The following is a 19,427-nucleotide window of genomic DNA, read 5'->3' on the forward strand; positions in this document are numbered from 1 at the left end:
TTGTAAAACGTTCGACCGGCCCCGCCGGTTGACGGGAACCGGCGTTGCGCCACTTCGACGCACGCCGCGCCGGCCGCAGCCGGAGGCGGGTGCGGGTCCGGAAAACCGCTGTTGCACTAGCGCTGCATCGACTCCCAGACCTTGTGCAGACGCTTGACAGAGACAGGCATCGGCGTGCGCAGTTCCTGCGCAAATAACGAAATTCGCAGTTCCTCGAGCAGCCAGCGGAATTCCGCGAGCCGCGAATCCGCCACGCCGCCGCGCTGCGACACCGCGCGCTGGTACTGCTGAACGAGCGGCAGCAGCTCGGTGGACTGCTTCGCGTCGCGCGCCGGATCGGCCTTCAGCTTGTCGATCCGCAGCGCGATACCCTTCAGGTAGCGCGGAAAGTGCGCAAGCTGCACGTAAGGGGTGTCGATCACGAAGCGCTTGCCGACCAGCGCCGCGAGTTGCTGCTGGATATCGGCGTGGGCCTGCGCGAACGGTTTCGCCTGTGCGAGCTTCTTCGCAAGACCCGCGTATTCGGCCAGGATCTGCCCGACGAGCCGCGCGATCTCCTGCGCAAGCAGGTTCAGGCGGCTGCGGCCCTCGTCGCGGCGCGCGTGGAAGCTCGCGTCGTCGTCGGGCAACGGATCCTGCAGGCACGCACGGTCGAGCGCCGTGTCGATCAGCTGGTCGCGCAGTTCGTCCTGCGTGCCGAGCGACATGTACTGCATCGCCATCTCGCGCAGCCCCGGCAGGTTCTTCTCGAGAAACTTGATCGGCTCCTTCAGTTGCAGCGCGAACAGGCGCCGCAGGCCGGCCCGGTGAATCCGCGCGGCCTCCTCGGGCGAGTCGAACACCTCGACGTCGCAGTGCGTCCCGCGATCGACGAGCGCCGGGTAGCCGTACAGCGTCTGGCCGCGCCGACGGATCTCCAGCAACTCGGGAAGCTTGCCGAAGCTCCATGTCGTCAAGTTTTCATACAGGGCCGTCGCGCCCGCTTCCGCCGGCGCGGCCGTCTGCGGCACGGCGCCCTTGCCCGCCCTGCCGCCCTTCGGTGCCGGAACCGTCGGTGCCTGCCCCGCAGCGGAGGCCGGTGCGTCGCCCGTATCGGTTTCACCATCCGGGGAGATCGTCGACGCCGCCGCGATCTTCTGGAACTGCTGCTGCGCCTGCGCGCCGAGCTCCTGGCGCAGTTGCGCGAGGTTGCGCCCCATCGCGAGCTGGCGGCCGTGCTCGTCGATCACCTTGAAGTTCATGAACAGATGCGCGGGCAGCGTCTCGAGCTTGAAGTCGGCCGTCTTCATCATCACCTGCGTCTGTGCACGCACGTCGCCGATCAGCGCCTCGACGAGACCGCCCGCGCCGAAGCGCTCGCGGCCCATCCGCTCGACGAAGCCGGCCGCGTACTCGGGCAGCGGCACGCAGTGCCGGCGCAGCTTCTGCGGCAGCGACTTCAGCAGCAGCTGCACCTTCTCCTTCAGCATCCCCGGCACGAGCCATTCGCAGCGGCGCGCGTCGACCTGGTTCAGCGCGTAGAGCGGCACCGCGAGCGTCACGCCGTCGCGCGGCGTACCCGGCTCGAAGTGGTAGGTGAGCGCCATCTCGACGCCGGCCATCGTCGCTCGCTTCGGGAACAGCTCGGTCGTCACGCCGGCCGCCTCGTGACGCATCAGGTCGTCGCGCGACAGGTACAGCAGGCGCTGCCCGTCTTCCCGCTGGCCGCCCTGCCTTACCTCGTCGCGATACCAGCGCTCGAACGCCGCGCCCGTATGGATGCCCTCCGGAATCGCCTGGTCGTAGTACGCGTAGATCAGCTCGTCGTCGACCAGCACGTCCTGCCGGCGCGACTTGTGCTCGAGCTGCTCGATGTCGGCGAGCAGCTTGCGGTTGTGCGCGAAGAACGGCAGCTTCGTGTCGAATTCGCCTTCGACGAGCGCGCCGCGGATGAACAGCTCGCGCGCGCGCGCCGGATCCTGCTTGCCGAACGCGACACGCCGGCGGTGGTAGATCGGCAGTCCGTACAGCGTCGCGCGCTCGAACGCGCTGACCTGCGCGGGACGCTTCTCCCAGTGCGGCTCGGACAGCGACTTCTTCAGCAGGTGCGCGCCGATCTTCTCGACCCACTCCGGCTCGATCTTCGCGAGGCAGCGCGCGTACAGCCGGCTCGTCTCGACGAGTTCGGCCGCCATCACCCAGCGGCCGGCCTTCTTCGCAAGTGCGGAGCCCGGCCACAGGTAGAACTTGATCCCGCGCGCGCCGAGGTAATGCGGATCGTCGTCGGCCTTCATGCCGAGGTTGCCGAGCAGGCCGGTCAACAGGGCCAGATGCACCTGCTCATAGGTTGCCTCGGCCTCGTTGAGGCGCCAGCCGTGCTCGCGCACGACCGTCAGCAGTTGCGAATGGACGTCGCGCCATTCGCGCAGCCGCAGGTGCGACAGGAAATTCTGCCGGCACGCGTCGACGAGCTGGCGATTCGATTTCTTGTGCGCAACGGCCTCTTCGAACCACGCCCAGATCTTCAGCCATTGCAGGAATTCGGAGCGCTCGTCGGCGAACCGGCGATGCGCCTGGTCGGCCTGCTCCTGCGCCTCGATCGGGCGATCGCGCGGATCCTGCACGGACAGCGCGCTCGCGATGATCAGCACCTCGCGCAGCGACTGCTGGTCGCGCGCGGCTAGGATCATCCGGCCGACGCGCGGATCGAGCGGCAGCCGCGCGAGCTCGCGGCCGAGCGGCGTCAGCGCGTTGTCGTCGTCGACCGCGCCGAGTTCGTTGAGCAACTGGTAACCGTCCGCGATCGCGCGACCGGGCGGCGGCTCGAGGAACGGGAACGATTCGATCGCCGTCAGGTGCAGCGACTTCATTCGCAGGATCACCGACGCGAGCGACGAGCGCAGGATTTCCGGATCGGTGAAGCGCGCACGCGCCTGGTAGTCGCTTTCCTCGTACAGACGGATGCACACGCCGTCGGCCACCCGGCCGCAGCGGCCCGCGCGCTGGTTCGCGGCGGCCTGAGAGATCGACTCAACCTGCAGTTGCTCGACCTTGTTGCGGTACGAATAGCGCTTCACGCGCGCGAGACCGGTGTCGACGACGTAGCGGATGCCCGGCACCGTCAGCGACGTTTCGGCCACGTTGGTCGCAAGCACGATCCGGCGCGCGTTCGATGCCTTGAACACCTTGTCCTGGTCGGCCGCCGACAGCCGCGCGAAGAGCGGCAGGATCTCGGTATGCGGCGGGTGGTGCTTGCGCAGCGCCTCGGCCGCTTCGCGGATCTCGCGCTCGCCGGGCAGGAACACCAGCACGTCGCCGGGGCCTTCGCGGCACAGCTCGTCGACCGCGTCGACGATCGCGTCCATCAGGTCGCGCTCCGCCTCGCGCGCGGTCTTCACGCGGTCGCGGCCGCCGGTGCCTTCGGCGTTCTTCACGGCCGGGCGATCCTCGGCCACCGGCCGGTAGCGCATCTCGACCGGATACAGCCGCCCGCTCACCTCGATCACGGGCGCCGGGCGCTCGTCGGTGCCGAAATGGCGCGCGAAGCGGTCGGCGTCGATCGTCGCGGACGTGACGATCAGCTTCAGGTCCGGCCGCCTCGGCAGGATTTCCTTCAGGTAGCCGAGCAGGAAGTCGATGTTCAGGCTGCGCTCGTGCGCCTCGTCGATGATCAGCGTGTCGTACGCCTTCAGCAGCGGATCGGTCTGCGTCTCGGCGAGCAGGATCCCGTCCGTCATCAGCTTGACGGACGCGCCCGGGGCGAGATTGTCGGTAAAGCGCACTTTGTAGCCGACTACCTCGCCGAACGGCGTGCCGAGCTCCTCGGCGATGCGGCGGCCGGTCGACGACGCGGCCAGGCGCCGCGGCTGCGTGTGGCCGATCAGCCCCTTGCCGCCGGCGCCGAGGCCGCGGCCGAGATCGAGACAGATCTTCGGCAACTGGGTGGTCTTGCCGGAACCCGTTTCGCCGCAAACGATGACAACCTGATGACCGGCGATCGCGCGCGCGATTTCGTCGCGCTTGCCCGACACGGGCAGGCTTTCGGGATATGTGATCGGCGGAACGGGGTTCGGTGCGACGGCGGCGCGCGGCGCACGCTCGCGGCGCGGTGCGCGCTCGCCGGTCGCCTGGGGGGCGCCCTTAGCAGCCGGCCGGGCTGGCTGGCCCGGCTCGCCGCGCCGTTCGTCGCCGCGCGGCCCGCGCGGCGGCTGGCCGGCCTGCTGTTGCTGCTGGCGAGGCGGCTGGGCCTGCTGCGGGCGCGCATCGGCCGCACCATCCGGGTGGTTCGCCGACGGCGCTTTGGCCCGCGTCGGCGCGGGACTTTTAGGTACATTCGACATGGGGGCGCATTATAATCCCGCCCATGAATTCCCAAACCGACCTCCCTCCCGCCCAAACCGACACCGCGACGTCGCAGGCCGCCGACGATTCGGCCGCCAGCCACGCGCAGTTCGTCGACTGGATGCGCTCCGTCGCGCCCTATATCCACAAGTTCCGCAACAGCACGTTCGTCGTGGGGTTCGGCGGCGAAGTGGTGCAGCAGGGGCTGCTGAACGCGCTCGTGTCCGACATCGCGCTGCTGCAGGCGATGGGCATCCAGATCGTGCTCGTGCACGGCTCGCGGCCGCAGGTCGAGGAGCAGTTGAGCCTGCATGGTGTCGAATCCGAGTTTTCGCACGGGCTGCGCATCACCGATGCGCGCGCGCTCGAATCCGCGAAGGAGGCGGCCGGCGAAGTGCGTCTCGACATCGAGGCCGCGATCAGCCAGGGTCTGCCGAACTCGCCGATGGCGCACGCGCACATCAGCGTCGTGTCCGGCAACTTCGTGACCGCGCGGCCGGTGGGGATTCTCGACGGGGTCGACTTCGCGCACACGGGCATCGTGCGCAAGATCGACGCCGAGTCGATCCGTCATTCGCTCGCGAGCCGCAAGCTCGTGCTGCTGTCGCCGCTCGGTTTCTCGCCGACCGGTGAAGCATTCAACCTGTCGATGGAAGACGTCGCATCGGCCGCCGCGATCGCGCTGCGCGCCGACAAGATCATCTTCCTGACCGAAGCGCCCGGCATCGTCGACGACGAGGGCGTGCTGGTCCGCGAAATGTCGCTGGATGCGGCCGCGGAGCTGCTCGATTCCGGCAACGTCCAGGGCGACGACGCGTTCTTCCTGAAGCACTCGATCCGCGCATGCCGCGGCGGCGTGACCCGGGCCCACCTGATTCCGCAGTCGCTCGACGGCAGCATGCTGCTCGAACTGTTCCTGCACGACGGCGTCGGCACGATGATCTCGTACGAGAACCTCGAGAGCCTGCGCGAAGCGACGCCGGACGACGTCGGCGGCATCCTGTCGCTGATCGAGCCGCTCGAATCCGACGGCACGCTGGTGCGACGCGGTCGCCACCAGATCGAACGCGACATCGACCACTTCTCGGTGATCGAGCACGATGGCGTGCTGTTCGGCTGCGCGGCGCTGTATCCGTACCAGCAGGAAAAGATCGGCGAGATGGCGTGCCTGACGGTCGCGCCGGAAGCGCAAGGCTCCGGCGACGGCGAACGCCTGCTCAAGCGTATCGAGCAGCGCGCCCGTGCGCGCGGCCTCACGCACATCTTCGTGCTCACGACGCGCACCGAGCACTGGTTCCTCAAGCGCGGCTTCGTCAAGGTCAGCGTCGACGACCTGCCGGAAGACCGCCGCAAACTCTATAACTGGCAGCGCAAGTCGCTCGTGCTGATGAAACAGCTCTGAGCGCAGGCACGACTGCCCTCCCCCAGACACCGATTACAGGAGAAGTACACGATGGCTCGAATGATCCAATGCGCGAAGCTCGGCAAGGAAGCTGAAGCGCTCGATTTCCCGCCGCTGCCGGGCGAACTCGGCAAGCGCATCTATGAAAGCGTGTCGAAGGAAGCATGGCAAGGCTGGCTCAAGCAGCAGACGATGCTGATCAACGAGAACCGCCTGAACATGGCCGACCCGCGCGCGCGCCAGTACCTGATGAAGCAGACCGAGAAGTACTTCTTCGGCGACGGCGCGGACCAGGCGTCCGGCTACGTGCCGCCGACCGAAGGCTGAGCACCCGCGAATCGCGATGGCCGGCCATGCCGGCGCATCGCACAAAAAGCAAACGGCACCGTGTATCGCACGGTGCCGTTTGCCTTTGGCGGGGCGTTTTCCGGCGATGCGCCGCGCCGCCCGGCTTACCCCGCCGGTTTCAACGTGGCGCGCTCATCCTCGTGCGCCGCCGTGCCGGCCGGGGTGTCGGCGCCGGCACTTTCGGTGCCCCATTCGGCCGCATCGCTGCGCTCGGCGGTCGACAGTTCGTTTGCGCGATAGCCGGTGCGATTCAGCAGCGCCAGCATGCACGCGAGCGACACGAGCGCATAGAGCCCCGACGCGATCGCGACGCCGACGATGCTGCCGGTCGCATTCAGGATCGCCTGCGCGAGCACCGGCGTGCCGCCGCCGACGACGAGCGCGCTCGACTGATACGCGAGCGACAGCCCGGTGTAGCGGATGTTGACCGGAAACACACGCGCGAGCACGCCGCCGACCGCGCCGTAGAACATCGCGGACGGGATCGTCGAGATGCACATGCCCGCAACGGCGACCCAGTACGAACGCGTGGCGAGCGCATGGAACATCACCGGCATCAGCACGATCTCCGGAATCAGGATCCAGCACATCGCGCGCCGCATGTCGACCTTCGACACGAACCACGCGCCGATCGGCTGCATAAGGAACTGCACGACGAGCGAGATCGACAGGATGCCGAGGAAGGTGCCCTGCGCATAGCCGAGCTCCCTGGTCGCCCACGACAGCGCGAACGTGCTGCGGAAGTACGTGACGTTGATCACCGGCAGCGTGCCGGCCGCGAGCAGCACGATCGGCCAGTGATCGCGCACGACGTCGCGCAGCGGCAGCTTCACCGTACGCTTGCGCGCGAGCACGCGCTGCATGTCGACCGATTCCTCGAGCCGCAGCCGGATTACCATCCCGATGATCACGAGCACGGCCGACAGCAGGAACGGGATGCGCCAGCCCCACATCAGGAACGATGGCGTCGGCAGCGCGCTCAGCGCGAAGAACGCGGCCGTCGCGAGCAGGTTGCCGGTTGGCGAACCCTGCTGCGCGAATGCCGCGTACAGGATGCTGCGATGCTTCGGCGCGTTCTCGCTCGCGATCAGCACCGCGCCGCCCCACTCGCCGCCGACCGCGATGCCCTGCAGCACGCGCAGCACGACGAGCCCCGCCGGCGCCCATACGCCGATCGATGCGTAGCCGGGCAAGAGACCGATGCCGGTCGTCGCGAGGCCCATCATCACGAGCGTGATCACGAGCGCCGTCTTGCGGCCGACGCGATCGCCGAGATGCCCGAACACGATCCCGCCGAGCGGCCGCGCGGCGAAACCGGCCCAGAACGTGACGAACGCGAGCAGCGTCGCGACGCCGGGGTCCATCGTGCTGGAAAAGAACACCTTGCCGAACACGAGCGCCGCCGCCGTGCCGTAGATGTAGAAGTCGTACCACTCGATCGTGGTGCCGACGAATGCCGCGAGGGCGGCACGGCCGGGCCGCGGTTGCGCGGCAGACGGGGATTGCGGACGGCTCATCGATGTCTCCATGTTCGTGATCGGCCGCGCGACTGTCGCGCGCGTTGCCGGATGGCCGGCATTGCGCCGCCGGCTGGCGGTGCTGCGGTGTTGCGGTGTTGCGGTGTTGCGGTGTTGCGGTGTTGCGGTGTTGCGGTGTTGCGGTGTTGCTGTGCGTTTCGTCGGCCGAGGGGGCTCACGTGCAGCCGCCCCCTCGGCCGGTCACGTCGGGTCCGGTGCGACCTTCAGCACGCCGGCGTCGAGCAGTTGCTGCCGGAGCACCGGATCGACGCCGAGGCGGTCGAGCACCGCGCGCGTGTCGCGGCCGAGCGCGGGCGGCGGTGTGCGGTAAGTCGCCGGCGTGCGCGACAGCTTCACCGGCGATGCAGTGCCGCGATACGCGCCGAGCTCGACGAACAGGTTCCGGTGCAGCGCATGCGGATCGCGCGTGACGTCGCCGACATCGCGCACCGGACCGCACGGCACGCCCGCTGCCATCAGGTCGCGGGCGAGCGGCTCGCACGGATGCGCGGCGAGCCGTGCCTCCAGCTCGACCTTCAGTTGCGAGCGGTGCGCGCAGCGGCTGCGGTTGTCGACGAAACGCGGGTCGCTGGCCAGCGCCGGCGCGCCGAGATGCGCGACGAGCCGCGCGAACTGCCGGTCGTTGCCGACAGCGAGGAAGATCGGCACGGTGGCCGTGCGGTAGCTGTCGTACGGCGCGATGTTCGGATGCGCGTTGCCGCTGCGCTCGGGCACGCGCCCCGAGCCGAAGAAGTTCGGCAAGTGCGGATGCAGCAGCGACACGCCGCAGTCGTACAACGCGATGTCGATCGACTGGCCCTGGCCGCTCTTCTCCCGCTCCGCGAGCGCGAGCAGGATGCCGGCAAGCGCGTTGAGCCCCGTGACCATGTCGACGATCGGCAGACCGATGCGCATCGCACCGCCGTCGCGCTCGCCATTCACGCTCATCAGCCCGGCCATCGCCTGGATCACCGCGTCGTAGCCGGGCAGCCCGCCGAGCGGGCCGTCTTCGCCGAAGCCCGTCACCGCGCAGTGGATCAGGCGCGGAAAACACGGCTGCAGGTCGCGTGCGTAGTCCATCCTCCAGCGCGCGAGCGTGCCGGGCTTGAAGTTCTCGACGAGTACGTCGGCCTCTTCGAGCAGGCGCCACAGAATCGCGCGCCCTTCGTCGCGGGACAGGTCGAGCGCGAGCCCTTCCTTGTTGCGGTTCACGCCCATGAAGTACCACGCGGTGTCGCCGAGAAACGGCGGCCCCCAGCCGCGCGTCTCGTCGCCGTCCGGCGGCTCGATCTTGACGACCGTCGCGCCGTGGTCGGCGAGCGCCTGCGTGCAGTACGGGCCGCCGAGCACGCGGCTCAGGTCGACGACCTTCAGGCCGTCCAGTGCCCCTCGCGTCGCGCTCATCGTTCGACCTCCGGCAGCAGGTCGAGCGCCATGTCGAGCGGCACCGGCGTGCCGCGCAGCAGCGCGTCGAACGCCGCCGCTTCGTCGTCGCGCGACGCCGGCGCGAGCGGGTCGACCGGCAGCAGCTTGTGACGCACGATCAGGTGCGCGAGCGCGAGGCGCCGGTAATCGGGCGCGAGCCGCACGCCTTCGCATGCCATCAGCACGGCCGCGCTCGCGTAATACAGCGCCGACGCGGCCTGCCGCACGCGTGCATCGTCGCCGTCCGCCGCGACCCGCGCGAGCGCGTCGCATGCACGCGTCAGAATACGTCGCAGTGCCGCGCGACTCGCGTCGGGCAGCGGCGCGGCGCCGAGCCGGTCGCCGAGGAACGTACGCAGCGCGTCGAGCGCGTGCTCGCGCTGCGCGGCGCGCGCGACGTCGAGCGCGACGATGTTGCTCGTGCCTTCCCAGATCGAGCCCAGATGCGCATCGCGCACGAGACGTGCATCGCTCCACTCCTCGATGTAGCCGGTGCCGCCGCGCACTTCCATCGCATCGCCCGTCACGCGGCGTGCGTCGCGGCACGCGCGGAACTTGATCAGCGGCGTCAGGATGCGCACGCAGCGCGCGGCCTGCTCGTCGCCCGCATCCGCCTGCGGCAGCAGCAGCGCGATCTGCATGAACATCGCGCGCGCGGCCTCGGCGGGCAGCAGCATCTTCATCAGCTGGCGCTGCATCAGCGGCATCTCGATCAGCTTGCGGCCGAACGCGGCGCGGTTCGCGGCCACGTGCAGCGACTCGTTCAGCGCGCGTCGCATCAGCCCGGCCGCCCGCACGCCGTTCGACAGCCGCGACATGTTGATCATGTCGGCCATCTGGTGAAAACCGCGGCCGATCTCGCCGATCAGATACGCCTGCGCGCCTTCGAGCGCGATCTCGCCGCTCGCCATCGAGCGGCTGCCGAGCTTGTCCTTGAGCCGCACGATCCGGTATGCGTTGCGCGTGCCGTCCGGCAGCGTCTTCGGCAGCAGGAACAGCGCGAGGCCCTTGATGCCGTCCGGCGCGCCATCGGGTCGCGCCAGCACCATCGCGAGATCGGCGTCCGCGTTCGAGCAGAACCACTTGTCGCCGTACAGACGCCAGACCGCGTCGCCGTGCGCGTCCGTTTCGCGCGCCGCGCGCGTCGCGATACGGCCCACGTCGGAGCCGGCCGCCTGCTCCGTCATGAACATCGCGCCCTGGAACAGCGTGTCGAAATCGCGCGACGCGAGCATCGGCAGGTAGCGCTCGACAAGCGCCGGCTCGCCGAAACGGCGCAGCGTGCGCGTGAGCGAATCGGTCATGCTGACCGGGCAGCACAGCCCGAATTCGGCCTGCACGAACAGGAACGTCAGCGCATATTTGACGAGCGGCGCTACCGCCTCGGGCTGGTGGCTCAGCGACGCGAGCCCGAGCTCCGCATAGGCGACGCGTTCGAGCGCGACGTACGCGGGATCCTTGTCGATCCGCTGCACGGCTTCGCCCCGCCGGTTGCGGTGCTCGAGCACGGGCGGATGCTTGTCCGCGCGCGATGCCCATTCGTCGAGTTCGCCCGACACGCGTGCGCCGAGCGCATGCAGCCGCGGTTCGAGTGCTGCGTATTGGTCGGCGCCGAGATGCAGCTTCAGCAATGCGCCGAGATCGGGATCAGCCGTGAAGAAATTGATGCCCCGGCTGTCGGGGATATTGGATGCGCCGGCCTCCGGCGTGCGAGCGGTGTCGTTCATGCGTGCGTCTCCATGGTGGCGCGGCTGCCGGCCGGTGCCCGCGCCGTGGCCGCGCGGCCGGCCGATGCCAGTCGTTCAGCAGAGCGTAGGCGCGCGATCGATAAGCGTCCAATACAGGATTTATCCGGTACGATAGACAACGCTTATCGATGCCGATGCGGCGAGGAGACAGCATGGAATTGAGGCAGTTGCGCTACTTCGTGGCGGTCGCCGAAGAGCTGCATTTCGGGCGCGCGGCGAAACGCCTGTTCATCTCGCAGCCGGCGCTGAGCTTCGACATCCGCAAGTTCGAGGAAGCGCTCGGCGTGCAGCTTTTTTCGCGGACCAACAAGACCGTCGCACTGACCAATGCGGGCGCGGTGCTGCTCGGCGAAGCGCGCCGGCTGCTGCTGCAGGCGGCCGAGGCCGAGCGCGTCACCGTGCGTTCGGCCTCGGGGCTCGCGGGCCGGCTGCGGATCGGCTTCGTGCATTCGATGCTGTATCGCGGGCTGCCCGACGCGGTGCGGCGCTTCGAGGCCGACTATCCGGGCGTCGAGGTCGTGCTGAGCGAGATGAACACGCAGGCGCAAGTCCAGGCGATCCAGCGCGGCCAGATCGATCTCGGCTACGCGCACTGGGGCCACTGTCCGCCCGAGGTCGAATCGGCGCCCGTCTATGCGGAGCCGTTCGTGTGCTGCCTGCCGGCCGCGCATCCGCTCGCGCGGCGCCGGCGGGTCGCGCTCGCCGCGCTGGCCGCGGAGCCGTTCATCCTGTTTCCGCGTGAAGCGGCGCCGCACTATCACGACCTGATCATCGCGCAATGCGTGAACGCGGGATTCAGCCCGCTGATCCGTCACGAGGCACGGCTGTGGCAGACGATCCTGTCGATGATCGAGTTCGGGATGGGCATCGCGCTCGTGCCGCGCGTGCTGCAGCAAGTGAAAAGCGACCGGCTGGCGTTCCGGCCGCTGAGGGACGGGTCGCTCGAATCGCGCACACTCGAACTGAAGCGCAGCGGCACCGCCGAACCGGTCGCGCTGCGCTTCGCCGACTACGTGCGCGCGTCGATCGACGCGCTGCCCGCGCTGGCGGGCTGACCCGGCCTGCGGCTACTTCGCGTCCGGCTGCAGCACCGGCTGCGCGCGCCGGTACCACACCGCGTACACGACGGACAGCACGATCAGGAACGGAATCCCGAAGATCAGCGTCATGTGGAACTCGGCCGTGAAGTAGGTCGTCACCATCACCGCGAGCATCAGCCCCGCACCGAGCAGCGTCAGCAGCGGAAAGCCGCGCATCCGGAATGCAGGCGCCGGCAGGCCGAGCGCCGCGCGACGACGTCGGAAGCAGTAGTGCGTGACGAAGATCATCATCCACGTGAACAGCGCGCCGAACATCGACACCGCCATCATGATCGTGAACGACGCGTCCGGATACAGCACGCTCAACACCGTGGCGAGCGCGATGCCGAGCGTCGACAGCATCAGCGCGCCGAACGGCACGCCGCGCGCGTTCACGTCGCCGAGCGCCTTAGGCGCATGGCCCGCACGCGACAGGCTGAACATCATCCGCGTCGTGATGTAGAGCTGGCTGTTCATCGCGGACAGCGCAGCGATCAGCACGACGAAGTTGATCAGCCCCGCCGCTCCCGGCAGGTGGATCGCCTCCATCACCTTCACGAACGGGCTCTCGTCGCGCCCTGCCGCCGTCCACGGCACGATCGCGAGCATCAGCGCGAGCGTGACGAGGTAGAACAGCACGAGCCGCACGATGGTCGAGCGGAATGCGCGCGTGACCGCATGCTCGGGATCTTCTGCCTCGCCGGCCGCGACCGCGATCATCTCGATGCTCAGGTAGCTGAAGATCGACACGATCACCGCGACCCACATCCCCCACACGCCCTTCGGAAAGAAGCCGCCATGATCGGTGTAATGGTGGAAGCCGGCACGCGCCGCGCCGTTGCCCACGAGCGCCGGATCGCCGAACACGACGTACGCGCCGAGCACGATGAAGCCGACGATCGCCGCGATCTTCACGACGGAGAACCCGTATTCGACTGCGCCGAATACGTCGACGCTGCGTGCATTGACGAGCACGAGCAGCGCCGAGAAGCCGACGATCCATAGCCACCCCGGCACGCCCGGGAACCAGTACTTCATGTACAGCGCGATTGCGGTGACTTCGGTGCCGACCGCGAGCACGATGCACGCCCAGTACGCGTAGCGCACGAGAAACCCGGCCCACGGGCTCACGTAATGTTCGGCGTACGCACCGAACGACCCGGAGGTCGGGTGCGCGACCGTCATCTCCGCTAGACAGCCCATCAGCAACAACGAGATGAACGCGCCGATCGCGTAGCTCACGAGCACGCTCGGCCCCGCGAAACCGATCGCGAACCCGCTGCCGAGAAAGAGACCCGTGCCGATCGCACCGCCGATCGCGATCATCGCCATCTGTCGTGCGGAAAGCGTGCGGCGCAAACCGTGCTCGCGCGCCGCGATGTGCTGGAATTGCCCTTCTGGTTGCATCGAATGACCTCGTTCGAAAGCGATTGTCCGGTCGAAATCTCGACGGCGCGCTGGCCGGCGCCGGACCGCACCGGCCGTCGCGCGCCGTATGCTCAGAACATGTGGCGCAGGCCGGCCGCGATGCCCGTCTGGTTGCCGCGTCCGGGCATTTCGGTAAACGCGCCGCCGCTCACCCGGTTGTAGTCCAGCGTCGCGTAGACCTGCGTGGCCTTCGACAGCGCGTACTCGGCCTCGAGCACGCCCGTATAGCGCTTTCCACCGTTGCCCGCGATGCCGTTGACATTGCGGATGTCGTCGTAGTACGCGACGCCCGTCACCGATACCGCGGGCGTGACCTTCACGATCGCACCGGTGTAGAAGATCGCGTCGCGGCGAGGGTTGTCGACGAACGAACCGTAGGTCACGTCGCGCCCCGCCGCGTTCAGCAATTGCTGGTCGAGCATGCCCGTGCGGTCGATGCCGCCGAGGTAGCCCGCATACAGCGTCGCCACGCCGAACGCATAGCGTGCGCCCGCGCCCCACGCCTGCTGCGCGCGGCTGTTCAGGTCGCGCACCTGCTGGTACGTCGCGCCGACCATCAGCCCGCCGAGCGTGTACGACACGTGCGTGCCCCAGTATGCATTCGCGCCGAGACTGCCCGCCACGCCGCCGAAGCCGTAGCTCGCGCCGACGTTCAGCCCGCCGAACGTGCCGTCGTAGCTGACGACGTTGCTCGCGCGGCCCTGCGTGAGGAAGTACGGCCACATGTTGGCCGTGTAGTTGCCGACCGTCAGCGGATCCAGATCGCCGAACAGGTTGAACGCTTCGGTCGCCTGTCGGCCGAGCTTCACGGTGCCCCAGTCGCTGGCGAGGCCGACATACGCGTAGCGGCCGAACAATGCACCGTCGAGCTGTCCGTTCTGCGGCTCGAAGCCGCTCTCGAGCTGGAAGATCGCCTTCAGTCCGCCGCCGAGCGCTTCGCTGCCCTTCAGGCCCCAGCGGCTGTTGGTGATCGCGCCGTTGGTCATCTGCACGCTTGCGTCGTTCGACACGTCCGCGTGCGTCGTATAGCGGATGCTCTGATCGACGATCCCGTACAGCGTCACGCTGCTCTGCGCCATCGCGCCGCTCGCGGCGAGCAGGCCCGCCATTGTCGGCAGTGCGAATCGACTGATGCTCTTCATGCTTGTCTCCATCCTTGTCTTTCGTTTGTTGATGTTGTCGGTATCGTGGTTACTGCTATCCGCACGCGGCGGCACGCGTGCTAGTCGCGCGCCGCCGGCAGCGCGACGTACGCGACGAGTTCGACGCGCATGTCCGGATGCGCGAAGCCCTGCACGCCCACGCACGTGCGGTTCGGGTACGGTTCGCGGAAGTGGCGCCGGTACTCGGCGTCGAATTCCGGCATCGCGCTCACGTCGGACAGGTAGACGAGCACCTGCGCGACGTCGTCCATCGTCGCGCCCGCCGCGGCCGCGGCCTTCGCGAGATTGCCGAGCGTGACGCGCGCCTGCGCGGTCATCGTGTCACCGACGATCGCGCCGGACGCATCGACCGGCCCGTGGCCGGTAAACATCAGCCCGCCTGCGCGGGTTGCCCACGAGAACGGCTGCGCGAGCTGCGGCAAGTCGACCGGGATCCTGTCTGCCATCGTGTCCTCCTTCGATTCGAAACCGGTTGCTCAGGCCGCCTGGCGCGGCGCGCCGCCGAGCACGTCGGCGATCGCGTTCGCGACGTGCTCGACGTTCGCGTCGTTCAACCCCGCGATGCACATGCGGCCCGAGCGCAGCAGGTAGACGCCATGCGACGTGCGCAAGCGGTCCACGTCGGTTGCGGCGATGCCCGTATAGCTGAACATCCCGCGCTGCGTGACGAGCGCGTCGAAGGCCGGCGCGGGCAGGCGCGCATCGAGCCGCGCCTTCAGCGCGCCGCGCATGCGCTTGATTCGCGCACGCACCTGTGCGACCTCGTCTTCCCAGCGCGCGCGCAGCGCGTCGTCGTTCAGCACCGTCGACACGAGCTGCGCGCCGAACAGCGGCGGGCTCGAATAGGTGCGGCGCACGCCGGCCTGCAACTGGCTCAGCACCGTCGCGGCTTCGCCCGCACTCGTGCAGACGATCGACAGCCCGCCGACGCGCTCGCCGTACAACGAGAAGTTCTTCGAGAACGAGTTGCTGACGATCGCCGGCAACCCTGCCTCGACGATCGCGCGCACGGCCCATGCATCGTCGTCGAGACCGTCGCCGAAGCCCTGATACGCCATGTCGAGAAACGGAATCAGCCCGCGGCGCACGAGCACGTCGATCACCGCGCGCCATGCTTCGCGGCTCAGGTCGAGGCCCGTCGGGTTGTGGCAGCACGGTTGCAGCAGCACGATGCTGCGCGCGGGCAGCGCGTCGAGCGCCGCGAGCATCGCGTCGACGCGCAGGCCGTTGCGTGTTTCGTCGTAGTACGGATACGTGTGCACGTCGAGCCCGGCCGCCGAGAAGATCACGCGATGGTTGTCCCACGTCGGATCGCTGATCCAGATCGCGCTGTCGGGGAAATAGCGCTTCACGAACTCGGCGCCGAGACGCAGCGCGCCCGAACCGCCCAGCGTCTGCAGCGACGCGATGCGGCCTTGCGCGAGCGCCGCGCAATCGGCGCCGAACACGAGACGCTGCACGCCCTGCCGGTACGCGGCGAGCCCTTCCATCGGCAGGTAGGTGTGCGGCGCGCCCGCTTCGCGCAGCCGCTCGGCCGCGATGCGCGTGCTTTCGAGCACCGGGATGCGGCCCGCGTCGTCATAGTAGAGGCCGATGCTGAGGTTGACCTTGTGCGGATGCGCATCCTGCTGGAATGCCTGGAACAGCGACAGGATCGGATCGCCCGGATAGGCGGGAATGTGTTCGTACATGTCGGAATGTCGGTAGGAGTGGAAATCGGTGCGACCGGCGGCCTGGCATCGAGCCGGGCCGTGCAATCGAGGCATGGGGCGCATGTTATCGAGGACGAAATAGAATGAGCTTCACTTTTCGGTGACGATCCGAACCGATTGCAGTAGAGTCTTCGACTACTATCTCAAAATTGACGGGATTCTTCGAAATGACCCTGGATCGAACCGACATGCGGATCCTCCGGCACCTCGAACGGGACGGACGCATCAGCAATCAGGACCTGTCGAACGCGGTCGCGCTGTCGCCGTCGGCATGCCTGCGGCGCGTGAAGCTGCTCGAGGAACGCGGCGCCATTGCCGGCTACCGCTGCACGATCGAGCCGAAGAAGGTGGGCGTGGCGTTCGAGGCGCTGGTGCACGTCTCGATGCGCCCGGACGTGCCCGAGTGGCACGACCGGTTCGTGGAAGCGATCCAGCAGTGGCCGGAAGTCATCGCCGCGCAGATCGTGACGGGCGGATCGAACTACGTACTGACGGTGCGCGCGCGCGACCTCGACCACTACTCCGACTTCGTGATCAATCGGCTGCACCGCGCCACCGGCGTGATGTCGATCAATTCGAGCATCGTGCTCGCGACGCTCAAACGCGACGGCTCGATCCTGGATCTCGTCGAGCCGTCGACGGCCGGCTGACCGACATTCAGGCGGCCCCGAAAATTATTTGCAGAAAGTGCTTTACGAACCCCAAAATCCCTGACATAATTTGATTCTTCTTTGGGCGGTTAGCTCAGCGGTAGAGCACTGCCTTCACACGGCAGGGGTCACTGGTTCGATCCCAGTACCGCCCACCAAAGAATTCGAAAGAAATCAAGGGCTTAGGTTTAGCGACCTAAGCCCTTTTTCTTTGCGTACGGAATCCGTACGGAAAATCGAATCGCGCCAACAGCCCTGTTCGAGTGCTTGCAGGGTCAGACGGAACCCGGCTATCGTGTCGTCGCAGCACGACAAAGAGCAATGCACACGGGGCTATTCGCATGAGAACCACTCTCATTTCCGCATCGACCACCCTCGCAACCTCCGACGAGCGCGAACCGCGCGCAAGAGCTGGCTTCAATCGCCTGAAAGTCGTCGTCTCCGCAGCGATCGCCGTATCGCTGACCGCGTGCCATCAGACCAACGTCCCCGGACTCGATCACGTGATGAAGGTCGACGAGTTCGTTGCGAACCGCGACGCCCTCAAACAGGCGCTCTCGGAATGCAACTCGAATCCCGGCGAACTCAAAGACGATCCGAATTGCATTAACGCGTCGGCTGCTGCCGCGCAGGTTATGACAGGCGCCACGGAAAACATTGGACGCCGCATCGCCGCCAAGCAGGATGTCGGCACGATCGTACAGGCGTTGAAGTTGTACCGCCTCGATAACGGGAGTTATCCGACACAGGAACAAGGCTTGGCTGCGCTCGTGCAGAAGCCAACCGGTAATCCGGCGCCCGCGAATTGGAAAGATGGCGGATACCTCGAACGCATGCCGACGGATCCGTGGGGCCGAGCCTACCAATACCGGAACCCAGGAACGCACGGGGAAATCGACGTGTTCAGCAACGGAGGCGATTCGGTTGTCGGCTCATGGCAATAGCGGTCCTCATGCCCTGCCTTAATTTCCGAAAGACAAGCAGCTAACGAGTGCAGAAGCGCCGCCAGAGCCGGCGCCTCTCCTGCACTGGCTTAGGCCATTGAAACCGACGCTTCCTCGCGTCTTCTTGCGGCCTGGGTTCGCGCCACGGTCGCCAGCGACCGAATCGCGAGCGCGTCGGGATTGACGTGCTTCGCGCCCTCCACAATCAGGCGTTCGAGCACGGCGAAGAGCCCAGCCTCGTACCCACCTTCACCGCCCAAACCCTTCATACGCTCGATTACGGCGCCGACACGGTTGCTACCGGTCAGCGCGGGTTCGTCGCGCAAATGCTTGGCGAGCAACGCGGCACACAATGCGCCGATGTTGCAGGCTTCGGCGCGATCTACAGCGGAAACATTGAGAAGCGATCGAACCTCGGCGGGGATACCGATGTACATGTTCACGTCAAATTCTGCGGCGCGGCCGACGCCGTGGCCGTTTGCTACACCGACGATGCCGCGGGCAGCAGATTGGGCCGACTGTTTATGTTGAAGCTGACGCATGGTGAGACCTCCGTGTGTGAGTTGGAGGCCCGCCTCCCGTCGCCAAACGGGGTGGGCGGGCACTGAGCGGGGTTGGCGAACCGGCACACACGGAAACCGGCAGACCCGAGGGTCTCCCCGTCCAGGCCCGCCCATTGATCTTGAAGGCGTGCAGAGACGTGCGGACGAAAAAAAACCGCGCGAGGCGGCTGTCCGCCGTGTGTAAGTTCAGGTCGCCAAACCTGATCGCTGTTGTTTCAGCGATGAGTCCAGTGTAATCACGGGAAAGTCGGATTTCAAGCAAAAACTTTCGTGCGCGTTGCAATAATCCCAATAAGGTAGTTATTCCCATCAAATTTCATGATACTCATACCAAATTTGTATCATTTATCACGCAACCCTAATAGTGATAACATTGAAACTCCAGCGCACACGATCTCCACCAGAAAATTGAACACCATTTTTTTGCTAATAGCTCAATTCGGCCCTCGTGCCGTGATCCCACTTGACGAGGTACGCAAGGAATATTTCTCCCACCTAGAGCTGCAAGCCTTCCTGCGGAAGATAGCCCATGGAGAGATTCCCTTGCCGGTAATACGTATCGAAAATAGCCTCAAATCAGCAAAGGGAATTTCCATGCTAGATCTGGCAATCTATATCGAGAAGTGCCAACACGAAGCAGCACGAGAACGACAAAATTCATTATCTCGCACGGAATTTCCTTTTCCATAAGATTAAAATACGCCCCAACAGCACACCCCAAAATGAACACCACATTTATTCTTTTATCCCAATTCGGCGCACGCGCAATAATTCCGATTAATGAGGTGTGCGCGGAGTACTTCCCTCATATCGATCCGAACAAGCTTATTAGAAAAGTAGCTCTCGGGAAAATTCCACTACCTATCACCAGAATTGAAGTGAGTCAGAAGTCGGTGCGCGGCGTGTACGTGCAGGACTTGGCAGACTACATAGACAAACGGCGCGCTGTGGCAGTGAAGGAACGGGATCAGCTTTGCGGGCTACGCTGACTCGCTTACTCAACGCGCCCTTTGCCGCAAGCTTTCGTTGCTCATCGGCGCATCTTTCACACATAACCCGCTCATCGCCCCGCGATTTGCACTCTACACTTTTCCTGGCACTCGGTCGCGGCCATGCTGCGGCGTTCGT

General features: G+C 66.5%; 16 protein-coding genes and 1 tRNA gene. 8 read left to right on the plus strand and 9 right to left on the minus strand.

The window, feature by feature from the left end; translation table 11 throughout:
- Nucleotides 1-116: 116 nt before the first annotated feature.
- Nucleotides 117-4,319, minus strand: coding sequence for an ATP-dependent RNA helicase HrpA (gene hrpA, locus DIE13_RS22970; protein WP_124829419.1), 4,203 nt, complete (start codon nucleotides 4,317-4,319; stop codon nucleotides 117-119).
- Nucleotides 4,320-4,342: 23 nt separating this feature from the next.
- Between hrpA and argA the strand changes: the two genes are divergently transcribed.
- Nucleotides 4,343-5,722: an amino-acid N-acetyltransferase gene (gene argA, locus DIE13_RS22975; protein ID WP_124829420.1), complete on the plus strand. Its 1,380-nt coding sequence runs from the start codon at nucleotides 4,343-4,345 to the stop codon at nucleotides 5,720-5,722.
- A gap of 51 nt (nucleotides 5,723-5,773) precedes the next feature.
- Complete coding sequence (locus DIE13_RS22980; RefSeq protein WP_096508624.1) at nucleotides 5,774-6,049, plus strand: oxidative damage protection protein; 276 nt, start codon at nucleotides 5,774-5,776, stop codon at nucleotides 6,047-6,049.
- A 125-nt stretch (nucleotides 6,050-6,174) separates the two neighbouring features.
- Here DIE13_RS22980 and DIE13_RS22985 read toward each other — a convergent pair whose 3' ends face one another.
- The 3 genes from DIE13_RS22985 to DIE13_RS22995 all read right to left on the minus strand — a co-directional run bounded on the left by DIE13_RS22985 (nucleotide 6,175) and on the right by DIE13_RS22995 (nucleotide 10,739).
- The gene (locus DIE13_RS22985; protein ID WP_124829421.1) at nucleotides 6,175-7,587 is read right to left on the minus strand and encodes an MFS transporter; all 1,413 of its coding nucleotides are present in this window, start codon (nucleotides 7,585-7,587) and stop codon (nucleotides 6,175-6,177) included.
- Nucleotides 7,588-7,788: 201 nt separating this feature from the next.
- Nucleotides 7,789-8,991: a CaiB/BaiF CoA-transferase family protein gene (locus DIE13_RS22990; RefSeq protein WP_124829422.1), complete on the minus strand. Its 1,203-nt coding sequence runs from the start codon at nucleotides 8,989-8,991 to the stop codon at nucleotides 7,789-7,791.
- A complete protein-coding gene (locus tag DIE13_RS22995) occupies nucleotides 8,988-10,739 on the minus strand; it encodes an acyl-CoA dehydrogenase family protein (RefSeq protein WP_124829423.1) in 1,752 nt (583 codons plus the stop codon). The genes DIE13_RS22990 and DIE13_RS22995 overlap by 4 nt, the downstream gene beginning before the upstream one ends.
- A gap of 173 nt (nucleotides 10,740-10,912) precedes the next feature.
- Between DIE13_RS22995 and DIE13_RS23000 the strand changes: the two genes are divergently transcribed.
- Nucleotides 10,913-11,815, plus strand: coding sequence for a LysR substrate-binding domain-containing protein (locus DIE13_RS23000; protein WP_124829424.1), 903 nt, complete (start codon nucleotides 10,913-10,915; stop codon nucleotides 11,813-11,815).
- 12 nt (nucleotides 11,816-11,827) lie between these two features.
- On the opposite strand, the gene DIE13_RS23005 is transcribed toward DIE13_RS23000, so the two are convergent.
- The 4 genes from DIE13_RS23005 to DIE13_RS23020 form a co-directional block, all read right to left on the minus strand.
- Complete coding sequence (locus DIE13_RS23005; protein WP_124829425.1) at nucleotides 11,828-13,246, minus strand: amino acid permease; 1,419 nt, start codon at nucleotides 13,244-13,246, stop codon at nucleotides 11,828-11,830.
- Nucleotides 13,247-13,338: 92 nt separating this feature from the next.
- The gene (locus DIE13_RS23010; RefSeq protein WP_390679622.1) at nucleotides 13,339-14,409 is read right to left on the minus strand and encodes a porin; all 1,071 of its coding nucleotides are present in this window, start codon (nucleotides 14,407-14,409) and stop codon (nucleotides 13,339-13,341) included.
- A gap of 80 nt (nucleotides 14,410-14,489) precedes the next feature.
- A complete protein-coding gene (locus DIE13_RS23015; protein WP_124829427.1) occupies nucleotides 14,490-14,876 on the minus strand; it encodes a RidA family protein in 387 nt (128 codons plus the stop codon).
- A 30-nt stretch (nucleotides 14,877-14,906) separates the two neighbouring features.
- Nucleotides 14,907-16,121 (minus strand): amino acid aminotransferase, encoded by a 1,215-nt coding sequence (locus DIE13_RS23020; protein WP_124829428.1) that lies wholly within the window; start codon nucleotides 16,119-16,121, stop codon nucleotides 14,907-14,909.
- A 188-nt stretch (nucleotides 16,122-16,309) separates the two neighbouring features.
- Between DIE13_RS23020 and DIE13_RS23025 the strand changes: the two genes are divergently transcribed.
- The 3 genes from DIE13_RS23025 to gspG all read left to right on the plus strand — a co-directional run bounded on the left by DIE13_RS23025 (nucleotide 16,310) and on the right by gspG (nucleotide 17,736).
- On the plus strand, nucleotides 16,310-16,792 hold the full coding sequence (locus DIE13_RS23025) for an Lrp/AsnC family transcriptional regulator (RefSeq protein ID WP_124829429.1): 483 nt from the start codon (nucleotides 16,310-16,312) through the stop codon (nucleotides 16,790-16,792).
- An 83-nt stretch (nucleotides 16,793-16,875) separates the two neighbouring features.
- Nucleotides 16,876-16,950, plus strand: a tRNA-Val gene (locus DIE13_RS23030).
- 183 nt (nucleotides 16,951-17,133) lie between these two features.
- A complete protein-coding gene (gene gspG, locus DIE13_RS33860) occupies nucleotides 17,134-17,736 on the plus strand; it encodes a type II secretion system major pseudopilin GspG (RefSeq protein WP_185731218.1) in 603 nt (200 codons plus the stop codon).
- Between the two features lie 89 nt (nucleotides 17,737-17,825).
- Here the strand turns inward: gspG and DIE13_RS23040 are convergent, their stop codons facing one another.
- Nucleotides 17,826-18,278 carry a hypothetical protein gene (locus DIE13_RS23040; protein ID WP_124829430.1) on the minus strand — a complete coding sequence of 151 codons (453 nt, stop codon included), beginning with the start codon at nucleotides 18,276-18,278 and terminating at the stop codon, nucleotides 17,826-17,828.
- A 339-nt stretch (nucleotides 18,279-18,617) separates the two neighbouring features.
- Here DIE13_RS23040 and DIE13_RS23050 point away from each other — a divergent pair, with 339 nt between their 5' ends.
- Nucleotides 18,618-18,989 carry a pyocin activator PrtN family protein gene (locus DIE13_RS23050; protein ID WP_260435132.1) on the plus strand — a complete coding sequence of 124 codons (372 nt, stop codon included), beginning with the start codon at nucleotides 18,618-18,620 and terminating at the stop codon, nucleotides 18,987-18,989.
- A 32-nt stretch (nucleotides 18,990-19,021) separates the two neighbouring features.
- The gene (locus DIE13_RS23055) at nucleotides 19,022-19,288 is read left to right on the plus strand and encodes a pyocin activator PrtN family protein (protein ID WP_124829433.1); all 267 of its coding nucleotides are present in this window, start codon (nucleotides 19,022-19,024) and stop codon (nucleotides 19,286-19,288) included.
- The last annotated feature ends 139 nt before the right edge of the window (nucleotides 19,289-19,427 follow it).

The organism is Burkholderia sp. Bp9016 (genome assembly GCF_003857765.1).
Taxonomy (GTDB): domain Bacteria; phylum Pseudomonadota; class Gammaproteobacteria; order Burkholderiales; family Burkholderiaceae; genus Burkholderia.

Bases quoted from the DNA above. Each gene is read 5' to 3' on its own strand.
- hrpA (WP_124829419.1), bottom strand. From the start codon at position 4,319: ATGTCGAATGTACCTAAAAGTCCCGCGCCGACGCGGGCCAAAGCGCCG.
- argA (WP_124829420.1), top strand. From the start codon at position 4,343: ATGAATTCCCAAACCGACCTCCCTCCCGCCCAAACCGACACCGCGACG.
- DIE13_RS22980 (WP_096508624.1), top strand. From the start codon at position 5,774: ATGGCTCGAATGATCCAATGCGCGAAGCTCGGCAAGGAAGCTGAAGCG.
- DIE13_RS22985 (WP_124829421.1), bottom strand. From the start codon at position 7,587: ATGAGCCGTCCGCAATCCCCGTCTGCCGCGCAACCGCGGCCCGGCCGT.
- DIE13_RS22990 (WP_124829422.1), bottom strand. From the start codon at position 8,991: ATGAGCGCGACGCGAGGGGCACTGGACGGCCTGAAGGTCGTCGACCTG.
- DIE13_RS22995 (WP_124829423.1), bottom strand. From the start codon at position 10,739: ATGAACGACACCGCTCGCACGCCGGAGGCCGGCGCATCCAATATCCCC.
- DIE13_RS23000 (WP_124829424.1), top strand. From the start codon at position 10,913: ATGGAATTGAGGCAGTTGCGCTACTTCGTGGCGGTCGCCGAAGAGCTG.
- DIE13_RS23005 (WP_124829425.1), bottom strand. From the start codon at position 13,246: ATGCAACCAGAAGGGCAATTCCAGCACATCGCGGCGCGCGAGCACGGT.
- DIE13_RS23010 (WP_390679622.1), bottom strand. From the start codon at position 14,409: ATGAAGAGCATCAGTCGATTCGCACTGCCGACAATGGCGGGCCTGCTC.
- DIE13_RS23015 (WP_124829427.1), bottom strand. From the start codon at position 14,876: ATGGCAGACAGGATCCCGGTCGACTTGCCGCAGCTCGCGCAGCCGTTC.
- DIE13_RS23020 (WP_124829428.1), bottom strand. From the start codon at position 16,121: ATGTACGAACACATTCCCGCCTATCCGGGCGATCCGATCCTGTCGCTG.
- DIE13_RS23025 (WP_124829429.1), top strand. From the start codon at position 16,310: ATGACCCTGGATCGAACCGACATGCGGATCCTCCGGCACCTCGAACGG.
- gspG (WP_185731218.1), top strand. From the start codon at position 17,134: ATGAGAACCACTCTCATTTCCGCATCGACCACCCTCGCAACCTCCGAC.
- DIE13_RS23040 (WP_124829430.1), bottom strand. From the start codon at position 18,278: ATGCGTCAGCTTCAACATAAACAGTCGGCCCAATCTGCTGCCCGCGGC.
- DIE13_RS23050 (WP_260435132.1), top strand. From the start codon at position 18,618: ATGATACTCATACCAAATTTGTATCATTTATCACGCAACCCTAATAGT.
- DIE13_RS23055 (WP_124829433.1), top strand. From the start codon at position 19,022: ATGAACACCACATTTATTCTTTTATCCCAATTCGGCGCACGCGCAATA.